Annotated in this window: 15 protein-coding genes; 7 read left to right on the top strand and 8 right to left on the bottom strand. The window is 65.7% G+C overall.

The genetic code is table 11. The features are described from left to right. Positions 1-32: 32 nt before the first annotated feature. From ntrX to dusB, 5 genes are all read right to left on the bottom strand, one after another. Positions 33-1,424 (bottom strand): nitrogen assimilation response regulator NtrX, encoded by a 1,392-nt coding sequence (ntrX, locus tag EOD43_RS09315; protein WP_127743203.1) that lies wholly within the window; start codon positions 1,422-1,424, stop codon positions 33-35. Positions 1,425-1,435: 11 nt separating this feature from the next. Then, positions 1,436-3,679, bottom strand: coding sequence for a sensor histidine kinase (locus tag EOD43_RS09310; RefSeq protein ID WP_127743202.1), 2,244 nt, complete (start codon positions 3,677-3,679; stop codon positions 1,436-1,438). 189 nt (positions 3,680-3,868) lie between these two features. Beyond that, positions 3,869-5,317 (bottom strand): nitrogen regulation protein NR(I), encoded by a 1,449-nt coding sequence (gene ntrC / locus EOD43_RS09305; RefSeq protein ID WP_127743201.1) that lies wholly within the window; start codon positions 5,315-5,317, stop codon positions 3,869-3,871. Next, entirely contained in the window at positions 5,314-6,429 is a 1,116-nt protein-coding gene (locus EOD43_RS09300; protein WP_127743200.1) for a two-component system sensor histidine kinase NtrB, read from the bottom strand. The genes ntrC and EOD43_RS09300 overlap by 4 nt, the downstream gene beginning before the upstream one ends. After that, a complete protein-coding gene (gene dusB, locus EOD43_RS09295) occupies positions 6,405-7,403 on the bottom strand; it encodes a tRNA dihydrouridine synthase DusB (protein ID WP_127743199.1) in 999 nt (332 codons plus the stop codon). The genes EOD43_RS09300 and dusB overlap by 25 nt, the downstream gene beginning before the upstream one ends. A 144-nt stretch (positions 7,404-7,547) precedes the next feature. Between dusB and EOD43_RS09290 the strand changes: the two genes are divergently transcribed. The 3 genes from EOD43_RS09290 to EOD43_RS09280 all read left to right on the top strand — a co-directional run bounded on the left by EOD43_RS09290 (position 7,548) and on the right by EOD43_RS09280 (position 10,347). Continuing rightward, positions 7,548-8,582, top strand: coding sequence for an NAD(P)H-dependent amine dehydrogenase family protein (locus tag EOD43_RS09290; protein WP_127743198.1), 1,035 nt, complete (start codon positions 7,548-7,550; stop codon positions 8,580-8,582). A gap of 88 nt (positions 8,583-8,670) precedes the next feature. Continuing rightward, the gene (locus EOD43_RS09285) at positions 8,671-9,804 is read left to right on the top strand and encodes a bifunctional 2-C-methyl-D-erythritol 4-phosphate cytidylyltransferase/2-C-methyl-D-erythritol 2,4-cyclodiphosphate synthase (RefSeq protein ID WP_127743197.1); all 1,134 of its coding nucleotides are present in this window, start codon (positions 8,671-8,673) and stop codon (positions 9,802-9,804) included. A 12-nt stretch (positions 9,805-9,816) separates the two neighbouring features. After that, positions 9,817-10,347 carry a CinA family protein gene (locus EOD43_RS09280; protein ID WP_127743196.1) on the top strand — a complete coding sequence of 177 codons (531 nt, stop codon included), beginning with the start codon at positions 9,817-9,819 and terminating at the stop codon, positions 10,345-10,347. On the opposite strand, the gene EOD43_RS09275 is transcribed toward EOD43_RS09280, so the two are convergent. Next, complete coding sequence (locus EOD43_RS09275; RefSeq protein WP_127743195.1) at positions 10,290-10,769, bottom strand: type II toxin-antitoxin system RatA family toxin; 480 nt, start codon at positions 10,767-10,769, stop codon at positions 10,290-10,292. The two genes, EOD43_RS09280 and EOD43_RS09275, sit on opposite strands and share 58 nt — an antisense overlap. A 1-nt stretch (position 10,770) precedes the next feature. Continuing rightward, entirely contained in the window at positions 10,771-11,715 is a 945-nt protein-coding gene (gene lipA / locus EOD43_RS09270) for a lipoyl synthase (RefSeq protein ID WP_127743194.1), read from the bottom strand. Positions 11,716-11,795: 80 nt separating this feature from the next. On the opposite strand from lipA, the gene EOD43_RS09265 reads away from it, so the two are divergent. The 3 genes from EOD43_RS09265 to EOD43_RS09255 all read left to right on the top strand — a co-directional run bounded on the left by EOD43_RS09265 (position 11,796) and on the right by EOD43_RS09255 (position 13,578). Further along, entirely contained in the window at positions 11,796-12,428 is a 633-nt protein-coding gene (locus tag EOD43_RS09265) for a carbonic anhydrase (RefSeq protein WP_127743193.1), read from the top strand. A gap of 187 nt (positions 12,429-12,615) precedes the next feature. Continuing rightward, complete coding sequence (locus tag EOD43_RS09260; protein WP_127743192.1) at positions 12,616-13,032, top strand: hypothetical protein; 417 nt, start codon at positions 12,616-12,618, stop codon at positions 13,030-13,032. 234 nt (positions 13,033-13,266) lie between these two features. After that, on the top strand, positions 13,267-13,578 hold the full coding sequence (locus tag EOD43_RS09255; protein ID WP_127743191.1) for a hypothetical protein: 312 nt from the start codon (positions 13,267-13,269) through the stop codon (positions 13,576-13,578). A 215-nt stretch (positions 13,579-13,793) separates the two neighbouring features. Here the strand turns inward: EOD43_RS09255 and ettA are convergent, their stop codons facing one another. Beyond that, positions 13,794-15,473: an energy-dependent translational throttle protein EttA gene (ettA, locus tag EOD43_RS09250; protein ID WP_127743190.1), complete on the bottom strand. Its 1,680-nt coding sequence runs from the start codon at positions 15,471-15,473 to the stop codon at positions 13,794-13,796. A 104-nt stretch (positions 15,474-15,577) separates the two neighbouring features. Between ettA and EOD43_RS09245 the strand changes: the two genes are divergently transcribed. Next, positions 15,578-16,963, top strand: a complete 1,386-nt coding sequence (locus tag EOD43_RS09245; protein WP_127743189.1) for a M28 family peptidase — start codon at positions 15,578-15,580, stop codon at positions 16,961-16,963. Positions 16,964-17,007 lie beyond the last annotated feature (44 nt).

Raw genomic sequence — 17,007 nt, 5'->3', positions numbered from 1 at the left:
GGTCTGTTTTTCGTCATCCCACCGGATTGCGATCATTCTTCCTCTTCGCCCTCGCGCGCATCGGCGAGGCCGAGCGTCTTGAGCTTGCGGTGGAGCGCCGACCGTTCCATCCCGATGAAGCTGGCGGTGCGCGAGATATTGCCCGAAAAGCGGCGGATCTGGACGCGCAGATATTCGCGCTCGAATGTCTCGCGCGCCTCCCTCAGCGGCGTTCCCATGATCGATCGCGCCGCCTCTCCGGGCGCGAGCCGCGCCTGATCGTTGAGGATTTCGGGCGGGAGCATGTCGATCTCGATCCGGCTCACCCGGTCGCCCGGTGCCAGGATGATCGTGCGTTCGACGATGTTGCGCAGCTGGCGGACATTGCCCGGCCATTCGAACGCCTGCAGCACGCCCACCGCATCCTCGCTGACCGTCGGGGTCGGCACGCGCCGTTCGGACGCGAAGCGTGCGGCGAAATGATCGACCAAAGCCGGAATGTCGTCGCGCCGTTCGTGGAGCGGCGGGATCACCACCGGCACCACGTTGAGCCGGTAATAGAGATCCTCGCGGAAACGCCCCGCCTCGATCTCCGCCGGCAGATCGCGCGACGTGGCGGATACGACGCGCACGTCGACCTTGACGATGCGGGTGCCGCCGACGCGGCTGAACGCCTGTTCGGTCAGCACGCGCAGGATTTTCGCCTGCGTCGTCACCGGCATGTCGGCGATCTCGTCGAGGAACAACGTCCCGCCATGCGCGCGCTCGAGCAGGCCGGGACGGACAAGTTCGCCGCCCTCCTCCACCCCGAACAATTCCTCCTCCACCCGCTCCGGCTCCATCCGTGCGGCGGAGACGACGATGAAGGGCGAATCGGCGCGGTTGCTCCACAAATGCAGCAGACGCGCGGCAACCTCCTTGCCGACGCCGGCGGGACCGCTGATCAGCACGCGGCTGCCCGTTGCAGCCACACGCTTCAGGGTCGCGCGAATGCCGTTGATCGCGGCGCTGTTGCCGGTCAGTTCCTCTTCCTGCCCGATCTGGGCCTTGAGGGTCGCATTCTCGCGCCGCAGCGCCTCGGTCTCGGTTGCGCGGCCGACGAGCATCAGCAGGCGTTCGGCCTCGAACGGCTTTTCGATGAAGTCCACCGCGCCGCGCCGGATCGCGGCGACCGCGGTGTCGAGATTGCCGTGACCCGAAATCATCAGCACCGGCAGGCTCGGGTCACGCCGCTTGATTTCGTCGAGCAGATCGAGCCCGTCGAGCCGCGATCCCTGCAGCCACACGTCGAGCAGGACGAGTGACGGCCGCCGGTCCGCGATCGCCGCCAGCGCGCCGTCGCTGTCGGGCGCCATGCGGGCGGTATAACCCTCATCCTCCAGCACACCCGCGACCAGTTCGCGAATGTCGGCCTCGTCGTCGACGATCAGGATGTCCAAAGCCATGCTCACATCACCTATGCGCTACGGGTCAGTGCTGGCAGGCGCTCCTGCGCCTCCAGCTCATCGGATGCGTCGCCGGCCAGGCCGCTCAACGCCTCCAGGTTGAAATCGAGATCGACGATCGTGCCGCCGCCGGGCCGATCGCGGAACGAGATGGTGCCCGAATGATCCTCGACGATCTTGCGGACGATCGCGAGGCCAAGGCCGGTGCCCCGCGCGCGCGTGGTCATATAAGGTTCGGTCAGGCGATCGCGCTCGGCCGGCAGGCCGGGGCCGTTGTCGGCCACCTCGATCGACAGCATGCGATCCTGCTTGGCGATCGTCATCACGATCGCGGGCGGCTGCTGCTGATCCTTGTTCTCGGTGATCGCCTCGACCGCATTCTTGACGATGTTGGTCAGCGCCTGGCCCAGCTGGCGGCGATCGCAGATCATCGTCGGCGCCTCGCCCCCCGTCTCCAGCGCAAAGGCGATGCCGGGATGCGCGACTTCATGCAGGAACAAGGCCTGCCGCGCGACATCGACGATCGCCTCCTCACGGAAGGACGGGCGCGGCATGCGCGCGAAAGACGAGAACTCATCGACGATCCGGCGCATGTCGCCCACCTGGCGGACGATCGTGGCGGTCAGCCGCTCAAACACCGAAGGATCGGAGACGACCTCCTTCCCGTAGCGCCGCTGGAGCCGTTCGGCGGCAAGCTGAATCGGGGTGAGCGGGTTCTTGATCTCATGCGCGATCCGGCGCGCGACGTCGGCCCAGGCGGCGCGGCGCTGATCGGCGATCTGCTGGGTGATGTCGTCGAACGTCAGCACCTGCCCCGCCTCGGCACTCACCGCGCGGGCGGCGAGCGTCTTGAGTTCGTTGCCGACAGGCAGCTGCAACACCACCTCGCGCTCCCCGCTGGTCAGGAAGCGATCGAGTTCGGCCGAAATGTCGGCAAGCGGGACGCCCTCCACCTCCTCGGGCAGCGCGAGCATCTGGCGCGCCGAGGGATTGACCAGCGTGATCCGGTGATCCTCGTCGATCGAGATGATGCCTGCGGTTACGCCCGACAACACCGCCTCGATGAAGGCGCTGCGGCTTTCGAGCTGGCTGTTGGCGGAAACCAGCGCGCCTGTCTGTTCGCCCAGCTTGCGGGTCATGCGGTTGAACGCGGTGCTGAGCGCGCCGATCTCGTCCTGCCCCGGCGGTGCGACAACGCGCGCCGAAAGATCACCGCCCGCAATCCGCCGGGCGGCCGCGACAAGTTCGTTCACCGGGCGGACGAGCCGGTCGGCGACGCGGATCGCGACGAGGATCGCGATGCCTAGGATCGACAGCGACACGACCATCAGCGCGACGTTGAACCGCACCTGCAACACGCGCGATCGATCGACGAGGCGGCTATAGTCGCTCAGCGCCGAGCGCGCGCGCGCCGCCTGCGACAGCACCACCGGATCGGACGACCGCGAAATGTAGAGGAAGGTCTGGCTCGCCTTGTCGAGCAGCATCGTGCCTTCGATCCGGTCGCCCGAAATCGCGGTGATATAAGGCTGCCCGCCCTGCAACAGCTGGATCAGCCCCGGCGGCAGGCGCTTGCGCAGCGGGCGCTTGTCGAGGTTGGCGAGCGCGATCAGCTGCGGCGTGCCGTCGCGCTCGACCGAGATGATCGCGGCTTCGGACAGCTGGCGATAGGCGATCTGCCGCGCGAAGATCGGCGCGAAACGCGGGTCGTCGATCGTCATCACGGTCAGCGCGTCGCGCAGATCGCCCGCCATCGGCACGATATCGCCCAGCAAGCGTTCGCGGCTTTCGCGCACATAGGCCTGCGCCACGCGCTCGGCGCTGGCAAGGACGACGCGCGACCGATCGGAGAAGGAGAATTCGATCCCGAACTGGAACAGCAGCGAGGCGAAGATCACGACCAGCAAGGTCGGGATCATCGCGATCGCAGCGAACAAGGCGACGAGGCGGACGTGGAGCCGCGCGCGATTGCCCAGTTCGGATCGCGCGGCGCGGGCGAGCGCGACCCGCCGGGCGATCAGCACCATCAGGCCCATGATCGGAACGAGATTGCCGACCAGTAGCAGCGCGATCAGCGGCGGGCTCATCAGCCGTTCGGGCGCGCCCTGCCCGCTGATCACCAGATAGCTTATGATCGCGATGACGAGCACCGCGCTGAGCGTCAGCCCTTCGAGAAAAGGCATGATCGGCCAGCGTCGAGTCGCAGCGGCAATGCGCCGCCGCAGGCGGTAGATTCGGCTGGCCGGCACGATCATAGTGGCATCGCTACCACAATGTTGTGGCCTTCGGAACACAGCCCCTTTCGGTTCGACGACGTTTTCCTGTCGTTTCGGCGATCGATCACATTCTCCTCGTCATTGCGAGGAGCCGCAGGCGACGCGGCAATCCACTCCGAACTGCGGAATGGATTGCTTCGTTACACTCGCAATGACGATGGAAGAGGATCAGTCGCTCCGCCGCCCCGTGCCCGCGTCGATCTGCAACTCGGTGAGCTTCTTGCGCAACGTGTTGCGGTTGATCCCCAGCAGCCGTGCGGCGCGCAACTGATTCCCCCGCGCCGCCGCGAGCGACAGCTGGAGCAGCGGGCGTTCGAACTCGGCCAGCACGCGATCATAGAGCCCGTCGGGCGGCAGATCGCGGCCGAAACTCGCGAAATAGCGGGTCAGATGCATCTCGACCGCCTCGGCCAGACCGCCCGCCCCCATCACCGGCGGCGCGCCGTCGGGCTGCGGGCCGCCGTCGAACTGCTGCTCGATGACATTGGCCGTGATCAGTTCGTCGCGGCTGAGCGCCGCCAGACGGCGCATGAGGTTTTCAAGCTCGCGGACGTTGCCCGGCCAGGCGTGGCGCATCAGCCGATCGACCGCGCCGGCATCCAGCAGCTTGCGCGGCAGCCCGTCCGCCGCCGCCCGATCGAGAAAATAGCGCGCCAGCTCGCCGATATCCTCGCCGCGCTGGCGCAGCGACGGCAGGCGGATCGGGACCACGTTGATGCGGTAATAAAGGTCTTCGCGGAACGCACCGTCGGCGATCAGGCGCGGCAGATCCTTGTGCGTTGCCGCGATGATACGAACATCGGCGCGGATCGCACGCGAGCCGCCGACGGTGGTGAACTCGCCCGCCTGCAGCACGCGCAGCAGGCGCGTCTGCGCCTCCATCGGCATGTCGCCGATTTCGTCGAGGAACAACGTGCCGCCCTGCGCCTGTTCGAAACGACCGGCATTGCGGCTGGCGGCTCCAGTAAAGGCACCGCGTTCATGGCCGAACAGCTCGCTTTCGATCAGTTCGCGCGGGATTGCGGCCATGTTGACCGCGACGAAGGGCGCCGCGGCGCGCGGGCCGAAATCGTGGATCGCCCGCGCGACCAGTTCCTTGCCGGTGCCGGATTCGCCCAGAACCAAAACCGTGAGGTCGTTCGCGACGACGCGCGCGATCGTGCGATAGACCTCCTGCATCGGCGGCGATCGGCCGATCAGCGGCAGTTCTTCGACCGGGCCGACGCTGTCGCTCGCGCCCGACGCCGCCCGCGCCGCCAGTGCATCCGATACCGCGCGGGTCAGCGCGCCCAGATCGAACGGCTTGGGCAGATAATCGAACGCGCCCTGCTCGGTCGCGCGCAATGCCGTCGTGAAGGTGTTCTGCGCGGACAGCACGATCACCGGCAGGCCCGGCTTGCTGGCGAGCATTTCGGGAATGATGTCGAGGCCGTTTCCGTCCGGAAGAACGACATCAGTTACAAGAACTTCCGGTTCAAAGCTTTGAAACAATCTGCGCTGTTCGGCGACTGAGGCGGCGGTCTCAACGATATGCCCGGCGCGGCGCAGCGCCTCGCGCACCACGGTGCGGATCGCGCCGTCATCGTCGACGACAAGGACGCGGCCGGTGGTGCTCATGCCTTCACCTTGGCGCGCGGCATCAGGATGCGGAACACGGTCCGTTGCGGGCGACCTTCCCGCGCATATTCGATGAAACCGCCCTGATCGGACACGAGCTTCTCCACTAGAGCCAGCCCGAGCCCGCTGCCGGTACGCTTGCTGGTGACGAAAGGATCGAAAAGATGGGTGCCCATTTCGGGCGGGGCGCCGGGGCCGTCGTCGATCACGCAGATCTCGATCGGCAAGGCGCGCGCCTCCTCCTCGCCCAGACGGCGCATCGAAACGCCGTGGCGATAGGCGGTGGTCAGCGTGATCGTGCCTGGCCCATGCCCCAGCGCCTCGGCCGAATTCTTCATCAGGTTGATCAGGATCTGGATCATCGAATCCCGATGGCCGAGCATCGGTGGCAAGGATGGATCGTAAAGCTCTCTGATCTCGCGACCTTTTGCAAAACCCTGCAACGACACCTCACGCGCATGTGCCAAAATTGCGTGAATGTTCTGCGGCCCCATTTCGATGTGGCGCGTATCGGTGAAGCCCTGCATCCGATCGATAAGAGCAGCGACCCGATCGACCTCCTCGCGGATCAGCGATGTGAGCCCCGCCGAAGCCTCGTCGACGCTGGTTTCCAGCAGCTGCGCCGCGCCACGCACCGCCGACAGCGGATTCTTGATCTCATGCGCCAGCATCGCGGCGGCGGCGACCGCGGTGCGCGTGCCCCCTTCGCGCTCGCTGGTGCGGCTGAGGAACGGCCCGCGCGCATGGCCGTGGAGCGAGACGACGCGCCACCCGAGCCGATCGGGCAGCGGCGAGACCATCAGGTCGACCTTCAGCTCGCGATCGTCGGGCAGTTGCAGCGCCAGATCATAGGCGGCGAACGGCGCATCGGACGGCATGGTGTTCAGCGGATGGCCGATCACCTCCTCGGTCGTGCGGCCGATGATCTGGTTGCGGCTGAGATTCAGGAATTGCTCGGTCGCGGCGTTGATGTCGACGATCCGCCCCTCGGGATCGATCGCCAACACCGGCGTCGCCATCGCGGCGAGCAATTCGCCCGCGCTCAGCGGCCCTGCGGAGCGGTCGGCCGGGCGACGGCCGAACCGGATCAGGCCGCCGCCAGGGAGAGCCACGGTGCGTAAAATTCGGCGAGCATCGCCAGCACGCGCTGGTGGCTCGGCTCCTGATTGACCTTCTGGCGGAACTCGGCCGAACCGTGCAGCCCCTTGGTGTACCAGCCGATATGCTTGCGGGCCATGTTCACGCCCACTTCGTTGCCATAGACTTCGAGCATATCGACATAATGGTTTACGATGATACGATATTGTTCCTCGATCGACGGATCGGGGCGGCGCTCGCCCGTCTGCAGATACTGCATTACCTGCGACAATATCCACGGCCGGCCATAGGCGCCGCGACCGATCATCAACCCGTCCGCGCCCGATTGTTCGAGAGCGGTTTCGGCATCCTCGATCGAGCAGATGTCGCCGTTGACGATCACCGGGATCGAGACCGCATCCTTCACGCGGCGCACGAAGGCCCAGTCGGCCGAACCCTTGTACATCTGGTTGCGGGTGCGGCCGTGGACAGTGACCATCTTGATCCCGATATCCTCGGCGATCCGCGCCAGTTCGGGCGCGTTCAGGCTGTCATGGTCCCAGCCCATCCGCATCTTGAGCGTGACGGGCACGCTCACCGCCTTCGCGGTCGCCTCCAGCAGCGCCGTCGCGAGCGGCAGGTCGCGCATCAGCGCCGAACCCGCATCGCCGTTGACGACCTTGCGGACCGGGCAGCCCATATTGATGTCGATGATCGCGGCGCCCTTGTCCTGGCTCAGCTTCGCCGCCTCGCCCATTTCATAGGGCGTGCAGCCGACCAGCTGCATCGACACCGGCTCCTCGATCGCGTCCCACAGCGCCTTCTGGACCGACTGGCGCGTCTCGCGGATCGCGGCCTGGCTGGCGATCATCTCGGTGACGTTCAGCCCTGAACCATAGCGCCGCACGACCCGCCGAAACGGCAGGTCGCTCACCCCCGTCATCGGCGCGAGGATTACGGGCGTTTCGATCCGGACGGGACCGATCTGGATAGGTTGAAGCTGGGTCACGCTAAAAACTGCCTAATAAACAGGCAGCGCAGATAGTCGATCCAGCCCGAACCGGCAAGCGCGACAACAGTTCTACCCTGTTTGGGGAGGATCGAACCGCGCGTCTCGGACACTATGCCCGAAACGACAGAGACGGAGAGGGATATGGCGATCAAGGTCGTGCAGTGGGGCACGGGAACCGCGGGACTGCGCGCACTGCGCTGCCTGCTCAACAATCCGGCGCTGGAACTGGTCGGCCTGTACGTCGCGCGGCCCGAGCGCGCGGGGCGCGACGCGGGCAGCTTCGTCGACATGCCCGACACCGGCGTCATCACCACCAACAGCCTCGACGAACTGCTGGCGATCGAGGCCGATTGCCTAGTCTATATGGGCAGCTTCGCGCGCGGCGGCTTCGGCGATATCATCCCGTTTCTGGAAGCGGGCCGCAACGTCGTGACCCCCACCCTGTTCGAACTGCTGACCCCGCAGGACGCGCCGGCCGATATCCTCGCGACGATCGATGCGGCCTGCAAGAAAGGGAATAGCAGCTTCTTCTCGACCGGCGCCTCGCCCGGCTTCTGCACCGATTTCTTCCCGACATCGATGCTGGGCATCGTCGACGAGATCCGAGAGATCCGCGTGCAGGAAATCGCCGATTATGGAAGCTATCCCGTCATCGAAGTCGCCCACACATGGGGCTTCGGCGCGCAACCCGGCGATCCGATCCCGCTGCTCGAAGGCGATGGGGTCGAAAAGAACTGGCACAGCATCCCGCGCGACATCGGCCGCCGGATCGGCGTGGAGATCGAAGAGATTCGCATCGTCCACGATGTCGCCATCGCCAAGAAGGATGTGCCGGCAGCCTTCTTCACCATCCCCAAGGGCACGGTCTGCGGGCTGCGTTTCGAGGTGCAGGGGCTGGTCGGCGGCAAGCCGCTCGTGATCCTCGAGCACGTCAATTATTGCGATCTGGATTCGATGCCCGATCATTGGCCGCGTCCCAATGCGGCCAATTGCAACCTCGCCTATCGCACCGTCGTGAAGGGGCGGCCCAATCTGGAGGCCGAAATCACGCTCGATTATCCGGTCGCGGGCGTCCGCGCGGTCAATGCGATCCCGGCGATCGTGGCGGCCCCGGCGGGTGTCGTCGCGGGGTCGGACGTGGCTCCGCTCAACAGCGGCAACGTCAAGCTCGATTGATCCCGACAGGGCGGCGCGTTCCAGGTTGTCGCGATTTCCGAGCCGGCGAATGATTCCATTCGCCTCGAAATCGCTCTAGGCGGGTGACGTGACTCGCACCGCCGCCCTCATTGTCGCCGCCGGTCAGGGCGTTCGCGCCGGACAGTCGATTCCGAAGCAATATGCGACGCTGGGCAATCGTGCGGTGCTGGCCCACGCGATCGACGCGCTGTTGGCGCATCCGGCGGTCGACAGCGTGCAGGTGGTGATCGGCGCGGGGCAGGAGGTGCTCTACTCCGCCGCGATCGGCGACCGCGCCCTGCCCGCCCCCGTCATCGGCGGTGCGGCGCGGCGCGATTCGGTGATCGCCGGGCTGCGTGCGATCGATGCCGACATCGTTCTGATCCACGACGCCGCCCGCCCCTTCCTGCCGCCCGCCGTGATCGATCGGCTGCTGGAGGCGCTCGACAGCCATGACGGCGCGATCCCCGGCCTGCCCGTCGCCGACACGCTGACGACCGCCGAGGGCAAGCCGGTGCCGCGCGACGGGCTGTTCCGCGTGCAGACACCGCAGACCTTCCGCCGCGCCGCGATCCTCGCCGCGCATGAGGCATGGGACGCGGCGGCCGAGGCGACCGACGATGCGCAGGTCGCGCGCGCCGCCGGGCTCTCGGTCGCGGTGATCAAAGGCGATCGCGCGCTGGAAAAACTGACCACCCCCGAAGACTTCGCCGCGGCATCGCAGGCGCTGGAGGCCCGCATGATCAGCCGCACCGCCACCGGCTTCGACGTTCACGCCTTTGCGGAAGGCTCATCCGTCTGGATTGGCGGAGTCGAGATCGCGCACAGCCAGGCGCTGTCGGGCCATAGCGATGCGGACGTCGCGCTTCATGCACTGGTCGACGCACTGCTCGGCACGATCGGCGCGGGCGATATCGGCAGCCATTTCCCGCCCAGCGACATGCAGTGGAAGGGCGCGCCGTCGCACCTGTTCCTCGATCATGCCCGAAAGCTGGTGGTCGAAGCCGGCGGGATCATCGATTTCGTCGACCTGACCATCATCTGCGAAGCGCCCAAGGTCGGCCCGCATCGCGAGGCGATACGCAATCGAATCGCTGATTTGCTGGGCTTGAAACTGTCCCAAGTCAGCGTAAAGGCGACCACCACCGAAAAGCTGGGCTTCACCGGACGTCGCGAAGGTATCGCCGCACAGGCGACCGCGACGGTGCGTGTCCCGGCCTGACAGGAACGAAACGTGGCAGATTTTCACGAAACGATTCTCCCGGCCGAGCTGGTCGACGCCGCCCGACGCGTGATCGAGGCGAACCGTGCGGCGGGGCGCACCGTCGCCGTCGCCGAAAGCTGCACCGGCGGGCTGGTGTCGGCCGCGCTGACCGAGATCCCCGGATCGTCCGACGTGCTGGGCGCCAGCTTCGTGACCTATTCGAACGACGCCAAGACCGGACTGGTCGGCGTCGCGCCCGACCTGATCGATACGTTCGGCGCGGTTTCGATCGCGGTCGGCTGGGCAATGGCGCGCGGCGCGCTGGAACGCAGCGGTGCGGACGTCGCGGTCGCGATCACCGGCGTCGCGGGTCCGGGTGGCGGCACCGAGAAGAAGCCGGTCGGCACGGTCGTCTTCGCGCAGGCGCTGAAGGGCGGCGATGCCGAGGATGTGATCGCCGACAAGCGCCATTTCGGCGATCTCGGCCGGGGCGGTATCCGCCTTCAGGCGGCGCTGTGCGCGCTCGAACTGCTGATGCCGGGCGCGTCGGTCGAACCGTAAAGCTTCTTCGCACGCTCCTCGAACGCGCCGATCATCATGCGCAGCGCGGTCGAGAACACCTGGCCTGCCACCATCTCGAAGATCTTCGACTTGAACTCGAAATCGATCGCGAAATCGACCAGCGTGCCCCCGTGCCCGTCGGGCCGGAAGCGCCAGTCGTTGCGCAGATATTTGAGCGGCCCGTCGAGATAGTCGACATGGATCATGCCCGGCCGTTCCTTGCTCACCTTTGAGGTGAACTTCTCGCGCAGCGCCTTGAAGCCGACCATCAGGTCCGCGACCATCTCGGTCGGGCTGTCCGATTTCACCCGCACCGCCGACACCCAGGGCAGAAACTCGCCATAGCGCGCCACATCGGCCACCAGGTCGAACATCTGCTCCGGCGTATAAGGCAGCGCGCGGGTTTCGCTGTGGCGCGGCATATCAGGCTTTTGCGGTTTCCCGCGCCAGCTTGGCGTTCCGCGCATCGCGCAGCTTCGCGAAATCGTCGCCCGCATGATAGCTCGACCGCGTCAGCGGGGTCGCTGAGACAAGCAGGAAGCCCTTCGCCCGCGCGATCGCGCCATAGGCTTCGAACGTCTTGGGCGCGACGAAATCGATCACCTTGGCGTGCTTTGGCGTCGGCTGCAGATATTGGCCCATCGTCAGGAAATCGATGTCGGCCGATCGCATGTCGTCCATCACCTGATGGACCTCCATCCGCTCCTCGCCCAGGCCGACCATGATGCCCGACTTGGTGAAGATCGACGGATCGAGCCGCTTCACGCTCTCCAGCAGGCGCAGCGACGCATAGTAACGCGCGCCGGGGCGGATCGTCGGATAGAGCCTCGGGACGGTTTCGAGATTGTGGTTATAGACGTCGGGGCGCGCCGCGACGATCATCTCCACCGCCGCATCGGCCTTGTTGCGGAAATCGGGGGTCAGGATCTCGATCGTCATGGCCGGATTGGCCTTGCGCAGCGCCTCGATCACCTTGACGAACTGCTTGGCGCCGCCATCGGGCAGATCGTCACGATCGACCGAGGTGATGACGATATGTTCGAGGCCCAGTTCGGCCGCCGCATCGGCGACGTGCTGCGGCTCCAGCGGATCGACCGCGCGCGGCATACCCGTCTTCACGTTGCAGAAAGCGCAGGCGCGCGTGCAGGTGTCGCCCAGGATCATCACCGTCGCGTGCTTCTTGGTCCAGCACTCGCCGATATTCGGGCAGGCAGCCTCTTCGCACACAGTGGCGAGGTTCAGGCGGCGCATCAGCCCCTTGGTCTCGGTAAAGGCCTTGCCGATCGGCGCCTTGACGCGGATCCAATCGGGCTTGCGCTGCCGAAGGGCGGTGGTGGGGGTGGCTGCGGGCTGCAACGGTTCGGTCATGCGCGTGCAGATAGGGGATATGACCCTGACTTGCCAGCCCCGAGGGAGAAGCCTACGCCGCGCGCCGAAGGAGACTCCCCATGACCGACTTCGCCGGACTGATCGATGGCTATCACCGCTTCAAGGAGGGTGACTGGCAGAAGCAGCGCGCGCGCTGGACCGAGCTGGCGGAGGGGCAGAGCCCGAAGGTGATGGTGATCGCCTGTTCGGACAGCCGGGTCGATCCGACGCAGATCTTCGATACCTCGCCCGGCGAGATGTTCGTGGTGCGCAACGTCGCCAATCTGGTGCCGCCGTTCGAAACGACTCCGGGCCATCATGGCGTGTCCGCCGCGCTGGAGTTCGCGGTGACGCAACTGGAAGTGCCCGAAATCGTCGTGATGGGGCATCAGGCGTGCGGCGGCTGCGGCGCGGCGCTGACCAAGCGGTTCGCCGATGCGCCCAAGGGCAAGGGCGGCTTCATCGCCGACTGGATCAACATTCTCGACGAAGCGCGCGATCGCGTCGTCGCCGAACATGGCCAGGGACCGGAAGCGGCGCGCGCGATGGAGTTCGAGGCGGTTCGCGTCTCGATCGCCAACCTGCGCAGCTTCCCCTGCGTGCAGGCGCGCGAGAAGGCCGGCAAGCTGCGCCTCCACGGCGCCTATTTCGCGATCGCCGATGGCATCCTCCACGTCCTCGACGAAGAAGGCGGCGCCTTCTCGCCCGCCTGATTTCCCTTCCTCGTCATTGCGAGGAGCCGAAGGCGACGAAGCAATCCAGGCCCGCACTGGAGAGGCTCGCGACCATCTCATGTGCGGGCCTGGATTGCTTCGCTACGCTCGCAATGACGAGGGGGCTTGGGGAACGCGCTCCGCCACACGGGCGTTTGGCCGGCCATATCCCACGAGGAGACCGGCCATGAAGTTGCTTACCCTGATCGCCGCGACCACGATGGTCGCGGCCGCGCCGCTGATGGCGCAGACCGCCTATCCGGGCACCGACAGCCCCACCAAGACCGATCCCGCCCATGTCGCCGCCGACGCGGCGGAAAAGCCGCAGACGCAGGCGCTCAACAACTCGGTCGATTCGAACATCGCCCATACCGAGGTCGCCAATGCCGCCAATCAGGCGCAATATGACGCGGACAAGGCCGCTTATCTGGCCGCGATGCGCGAACATCGCCGCGACGTCGCGATCACCGACGATGTCTTCATCCGCCAGCAGGCGGCCTATGCGCAGGCGATGGCCGACTGGCGTGTCCAGACCGCGGCGTGCAAGCGCGGCCACACGCGCGCCTGCGACCTGCCGACGCCCGATCCCATGAACTATATGTAAGTATTACGGAAATTATCGAAACGGCCGCATCCGCCCTTCGCAGATGCGGCCGTTTTCGTCTGGTTCCATCATCGCGCGGCGGGATCGGAACATTTTGGCCTCATCGGTATAGAAATCCGGCCCCAAGCCTTTTCGTCATGTTTTTCAGACGAAAAGGCAATGAAACCACCTGTTCGTTACACATTGTACCACACATAAGCCCTTGCGCGCCCCTCGCACCTGATGCAGTGCAACATGGCAAAGCATCTAACGGGAACGTTCAACATCATGCGCAAAGTTGCTCTCTTCGCTCTCGCCCTTCTCGCCGCTGCTCCTGCCGTCGCGCAGGGCGTCGCCGGCCTCAAGACCGGCGCGATCCTCGTCTCGTCGGACGGCAAGCGTCTCGGCCGCATCGACACGATCACCAGCAAGGACGGCGCGCCCGTCTCGCTGAACCTGATCTTCGATTCGCGCTTCGTGCACGTCCCGGCCTCGACCGTCTCGGCCGGCGAAGATGGCCGCCTGACGACCTCGCTGTCGCGCGACGAAGTCCGCAAGCTCAAGTAAGCGGATCGACCCGGCCGGCTCGCCCGGCCGTCGACACGAAAAGGCCGGCGGAAACGCCGGCCTTTTTCTTTTGTGCGCTCTCCGCACTCTCCTCGTCATTGCGAGAAGCCGTAAGGCGACGAAGCAATCCAGGCCCGGACCAAGAGAGGAGGTTACGCCCCTCTCCCGGTTCGGGCCTGGATTGCTTCGCTACGCTCGCAATGACGAGTTAAGTTTCACCGCGTCAGCTTCTTGTACGACTGCGCGCCCGGACGATCGGCGGCGTCGCCGAGGCGACGGCGCTTGTCTTCCTCGTAGCTCTCGAAATTGCCCTCGAACCATTCGACATGGCCGTCGCCTTCGAAGGCGAGGATGTGGGTGGCGAGGCGATCGAGGAAGAAGCGGTCGTGGCTGATCACCACCGCGCAGCCCGCGAAATTCTCGATCGCTTCCTCAAGCGCGCCGAGCGTTTCGACGTCGAGGTCGTTGGTCGGTTCGTCGAGCAGGAGGACGTTGCCGCCCTTCTTGAGCATCTTGGCGATGTTCACGCGGTTGCGCTCACCGCCCGAAAGCTTGCCGACGATCTTCTGCTGATCCGCGCCCTTGAAGTTGAACGCGCCGACATAGGCGCGGGTCGACTGATCGTGGCCGTTGATCTTCATATAATCGTGGCCGCCGGAGATTTCCTGCCAGACATTGTTCTTGTCATCGAGGTGATCGCGGCTCTGATCGACATAGCCCAGGCGCACGGTGCTGCCCATTTCGACAGTGCCGCTGTCGGGGGTTTCCTGCCCGGTGATCAGCTTGAACAGGGTGGACTTACCAGCGCCGTTCGGGCCGATCACGCCGACGATGCCGCCCGCCGGCAGCGTGAACGACAGGTCGCTGAACAGTTGCTTGTCGCCATAGGCCTTCGAGATATTCTCGACCTCGATCACCTTGCCGCCCAGGCGCTCGGGCACCTGGATAACGATCTGGGCCTTGCCGGGGGTGCGGTTCTGCTGCTGTTCGACCAGTTGTTCGAACTTGGCGATACGCGCCTTCGACTTGGTCTGGCGGGCCTTGGCGCCCTGCCGGATCCATTCCAGCTCGTCCTTGATCGCCTTCTGGCGGCCCGATTCCTCGCGATCCTCCTGCTCAAGGCGCTTCGACTTCTTTTCGAGATAGGTCGAATAATTGCCCTCGTACGGGAAATACTTTCCGCGGTCGATTTCGAGGATCCAACCCACCACGTTGTCGAGGAAATAGCGATCGTGGGTGATCATCAGCACCGCGCCCGCATATTCCTTCAGGTGGTTTTCGAGCCACGCGACGCTTTCGGCGTCGAGATGGTTGGTCGGTTCGTCGAGCAGCAGGATCGACGGCTTCTGGATCAGCAGGCGGGTGAGCGCGACGCGGCGCTTTTCACCGCCCGACAGGTTCGCCACCGACGCATCCGACGGCGGGCAGCGCAGCGCCTCCATCGCGAGTTCGAGCTGGCTGTCGAGCGTCCAGCCGTCGACCGCGTCGATCTTTTCCTGCAGCGCGCCCATTTCTTCCATCAGCGCGTCGAAATCGGTGTCGTCCTGCGGATCGCCCATTTCGGCCGAGATCGCGTTGAAGCGATCGACCATGTCGGCCACGTCGCGCGCGCCGTCCTTGACGTTCTCCAGCACCGACTTGGCCGGATCCAGCTCGGGCTCCTGCTGCAGATAGCCGACGGTGATGTTCTCACCCGGCCATGCTTCGCCGGTGAAATCGGTGTCGACGCCCGCCATGATCTTCATCAGCGTCGATTTACCGGCGCCGTTCGGGCCGACGATGCCGATCTTGGCGCCTTGATAGAATTGCAGGTTGATGTTGTTCAGCACCGGCTTGGGGGCGCCGGGGAAGGTCTTGGTCATGTCCTTCATGACGAAGGCGTATTGAGCGGCCATGAGAGGCGATACCTCGATCTATAATGGGGCTGGAAAACTGCCGCCGGCCCTAACCGACGCGCGCAGGATTGGCAAATGGGGACGCGGCCGATAGCGTCCAATCCATGACGAAAAAAATCCTCGCGGCGCTCGCCGCTTCCGCCGCGCTTATCGCCCCCGCTTCCGCCCAGATCGCTCCGGAGAAAGTCGCCGCGCTGCGCGATGCCGCGCTGAAGGACGATCTGGCCTGGGACATCACCGAAGGGCTGACGACCGAGATCGGCCCGCGCCAGGCGGGCAGCGAGGCGGAGGCCCGCGCACGCGACTGGGCGGTGGAGAAGCTGAAGGCTTTGGGCTTCCAGAACGTCCATATCGAAACGTTCGACGTGCCGTGGTGGGAGCGTGGCGAGGCAAGCGCGGAAATCACCGCGCCCTTCCCCCAATCGCTGACGCTCGCCGCCCTCGGCAATTCGGCAGCGACCCCGGCCAAGGGGTTGAGCGCCGAGGTGATCGGTTTCGACAGCATGGCTGCGCTCGAGGCCGCCGATCCGGCGACGATCAAGGGTAAGATCGTATTCGTCACGCACCGCATGGCCGCCGCGCAGGACGGATCGCCTTACGGCCCCGTCGGCCAGATCCGCCGCAGCGGGCCTTCGGTGGCGTCGAAGAAGGGCGCAGCGGCGATCCTGATCCGGTCGATCGGCACCGATCATCACCGCGTCCCGCATACGGGCGTGCAGAGCTGGGTCGACGGCGCGAAGCCGATCCCGGCCGCCGCGCTTGCCAATCCCGACGCCGATCAGCTGGAACGCGTGCTCAAGCGCGGGAAGCCGGTGACGATCGCGCTCAACATCACCGCGCGCATGGCGGGCACACGCAAGTCGGGCAACGTCATCGCCGACGTGCCGGGCCGCGATCCCAATGCGGGCATCGTGCTGGTCGGCGGGCATCTCGACAGCTGGGATCTGGGCACCGGCGCGATCGACGATGCATCGGGCGTCGCGATCACCACCGCGGCCGCCAAGCGGATCATGGATGCGGGGCAGCCGCTGCGCACGATCCGCGTCGTCTGGTTCGGATCGGAGGAGATCGGCCTGTTTGGTGGCGCCGCCTATGCCCGCGCGCACAGATATGAAAAGCACGCGCTGGCCGCCGAATCGGATTTCGGCGCCGATCGCGTCTGGCGCTTCTCGACCGCGGTAAAGCCCGAGGCGCTGCCGGCGATGAAGCCGATTGCCGAGGCGCTTGCCCCGTTGGGTATCGTGCTCAACCGCAAAAATGGCGAAGCCGGCGGTTCGGACACCGACGATCTGCAGCGTTCGGGCGTGCCGATGGTCTCGCTGAACCAGGACGGTACGCGCTATTTCGATCTGCACCACACGGCGGACGACACGCTCGACAAGATCGATCCCGAACAGCTTCGCCAGAATGTCGCCGCGTGGACGACCCTGCTCGCGATCACCGCGAACGATACGACGGAGTACGGGCCGGTCACGCCGTCCAAGGAATGATCGTCATCCCGGCGGAGGCCGGGATCTCAGGAGATTGGAGAACC

Origin of the sequence: Sphingomonas crocodyli (genome assembly GCF_004005865.1) — a bacterium.
GTDB lineage: Bacteria > Pseudomonadota > Alphaproteobacteria > Sphingomonadales > Sphingomonadaceae > Rhizorhabdus > Rhizorhabdus crocodyli.
Note: the sequence above shows the minus strand (reverse complement) of the source record. Positions and strands in the feature narration are given on the sequence as shown.

What these genes read in the sequence shown, in the direction of transcription:
- EOD43_RS09310 (WP_127743202.1), bottom strand. Translation starts at nt 3,679, where the DNA reads ATGATCGTGCCGGCCAGCCGAATCTACCGCCTGCGGCGGCGCATTGCC.
- EOD43_RS09275 (WP_127743195.1), bottom strand. Translation starts at nt 10,769, where the DNA reads ATGCCGCGCCACAGCGAAACCCGCGCGCTGCCTTATACGCCGGAGCAG.
- ettA (WP_127743190.1), bottom strand. Translation starts at nt 15,473, where the DNA reads ATGGCCGCTCAATACGCCTTCGTCATGAAGGACATGACCAAGACCTTC.
- EOD43_RS09245 (WP_127743189.1), top strand. Translation starts at nt 15,578, where the DNA reads ATGACGAAAAAAATCCTCGCGGCGCTCGCCGCTTCCGCCGCGCTTATC.
- lipA (WP_127743194.1), bottom strand. Translation starts at nt 11,715, where the DNA reads ATGACCGAACCGTTGCAGCCCGCAGCCACCCCCACCACCGCCCTTCGG.
- ntrC (WP_127743201.1), bottom strand. Translation starts at nt 5,317, where the DNA reads ATGAGCACCACCGGCCGCGTCCTTGTCGTCGACGATGACGGCGCGATC.
- EOD43_RS09260 (WP_127743192.1), top strand. Translation starts at nt 12,616, where the DNA reads ATGAAGTTGCTTACCCTGATCGCCGCGACCACGATGGTCGCGGCCGCG.
- EOD43_RS09255 (WP_127743191.1), top strand. Translation starts at nt 13,267, where the DNA reads ATGGCAAAGCATCTAACGGGAACGTTCAACATCATGCGCAAAGTTGCT.
- EOD43_RS09265 (WP_127743193.1), top strand. Translation starts at nt 11,796, where the DNA reads ATGACCGACTTCGCCGGACTGATCGATGGCTATCACCGCTTCAAGGAG.
- ntrX (WP_127743203.1), bottom strand. Translation starts at nt 1,424, where the DNA reads ATGGCTTTGGACATCCTGATCGTCGACGACGAGGCCGACATTCGCGAA.
- EOD43_RS09290 (WP_127743198.1), top strand. Translation starts at nt 7,548, where the DNA reads ATGGCGATCAAGGTCGTGCAGTGGGGCACGGGAACCGCGGGACTGCGC.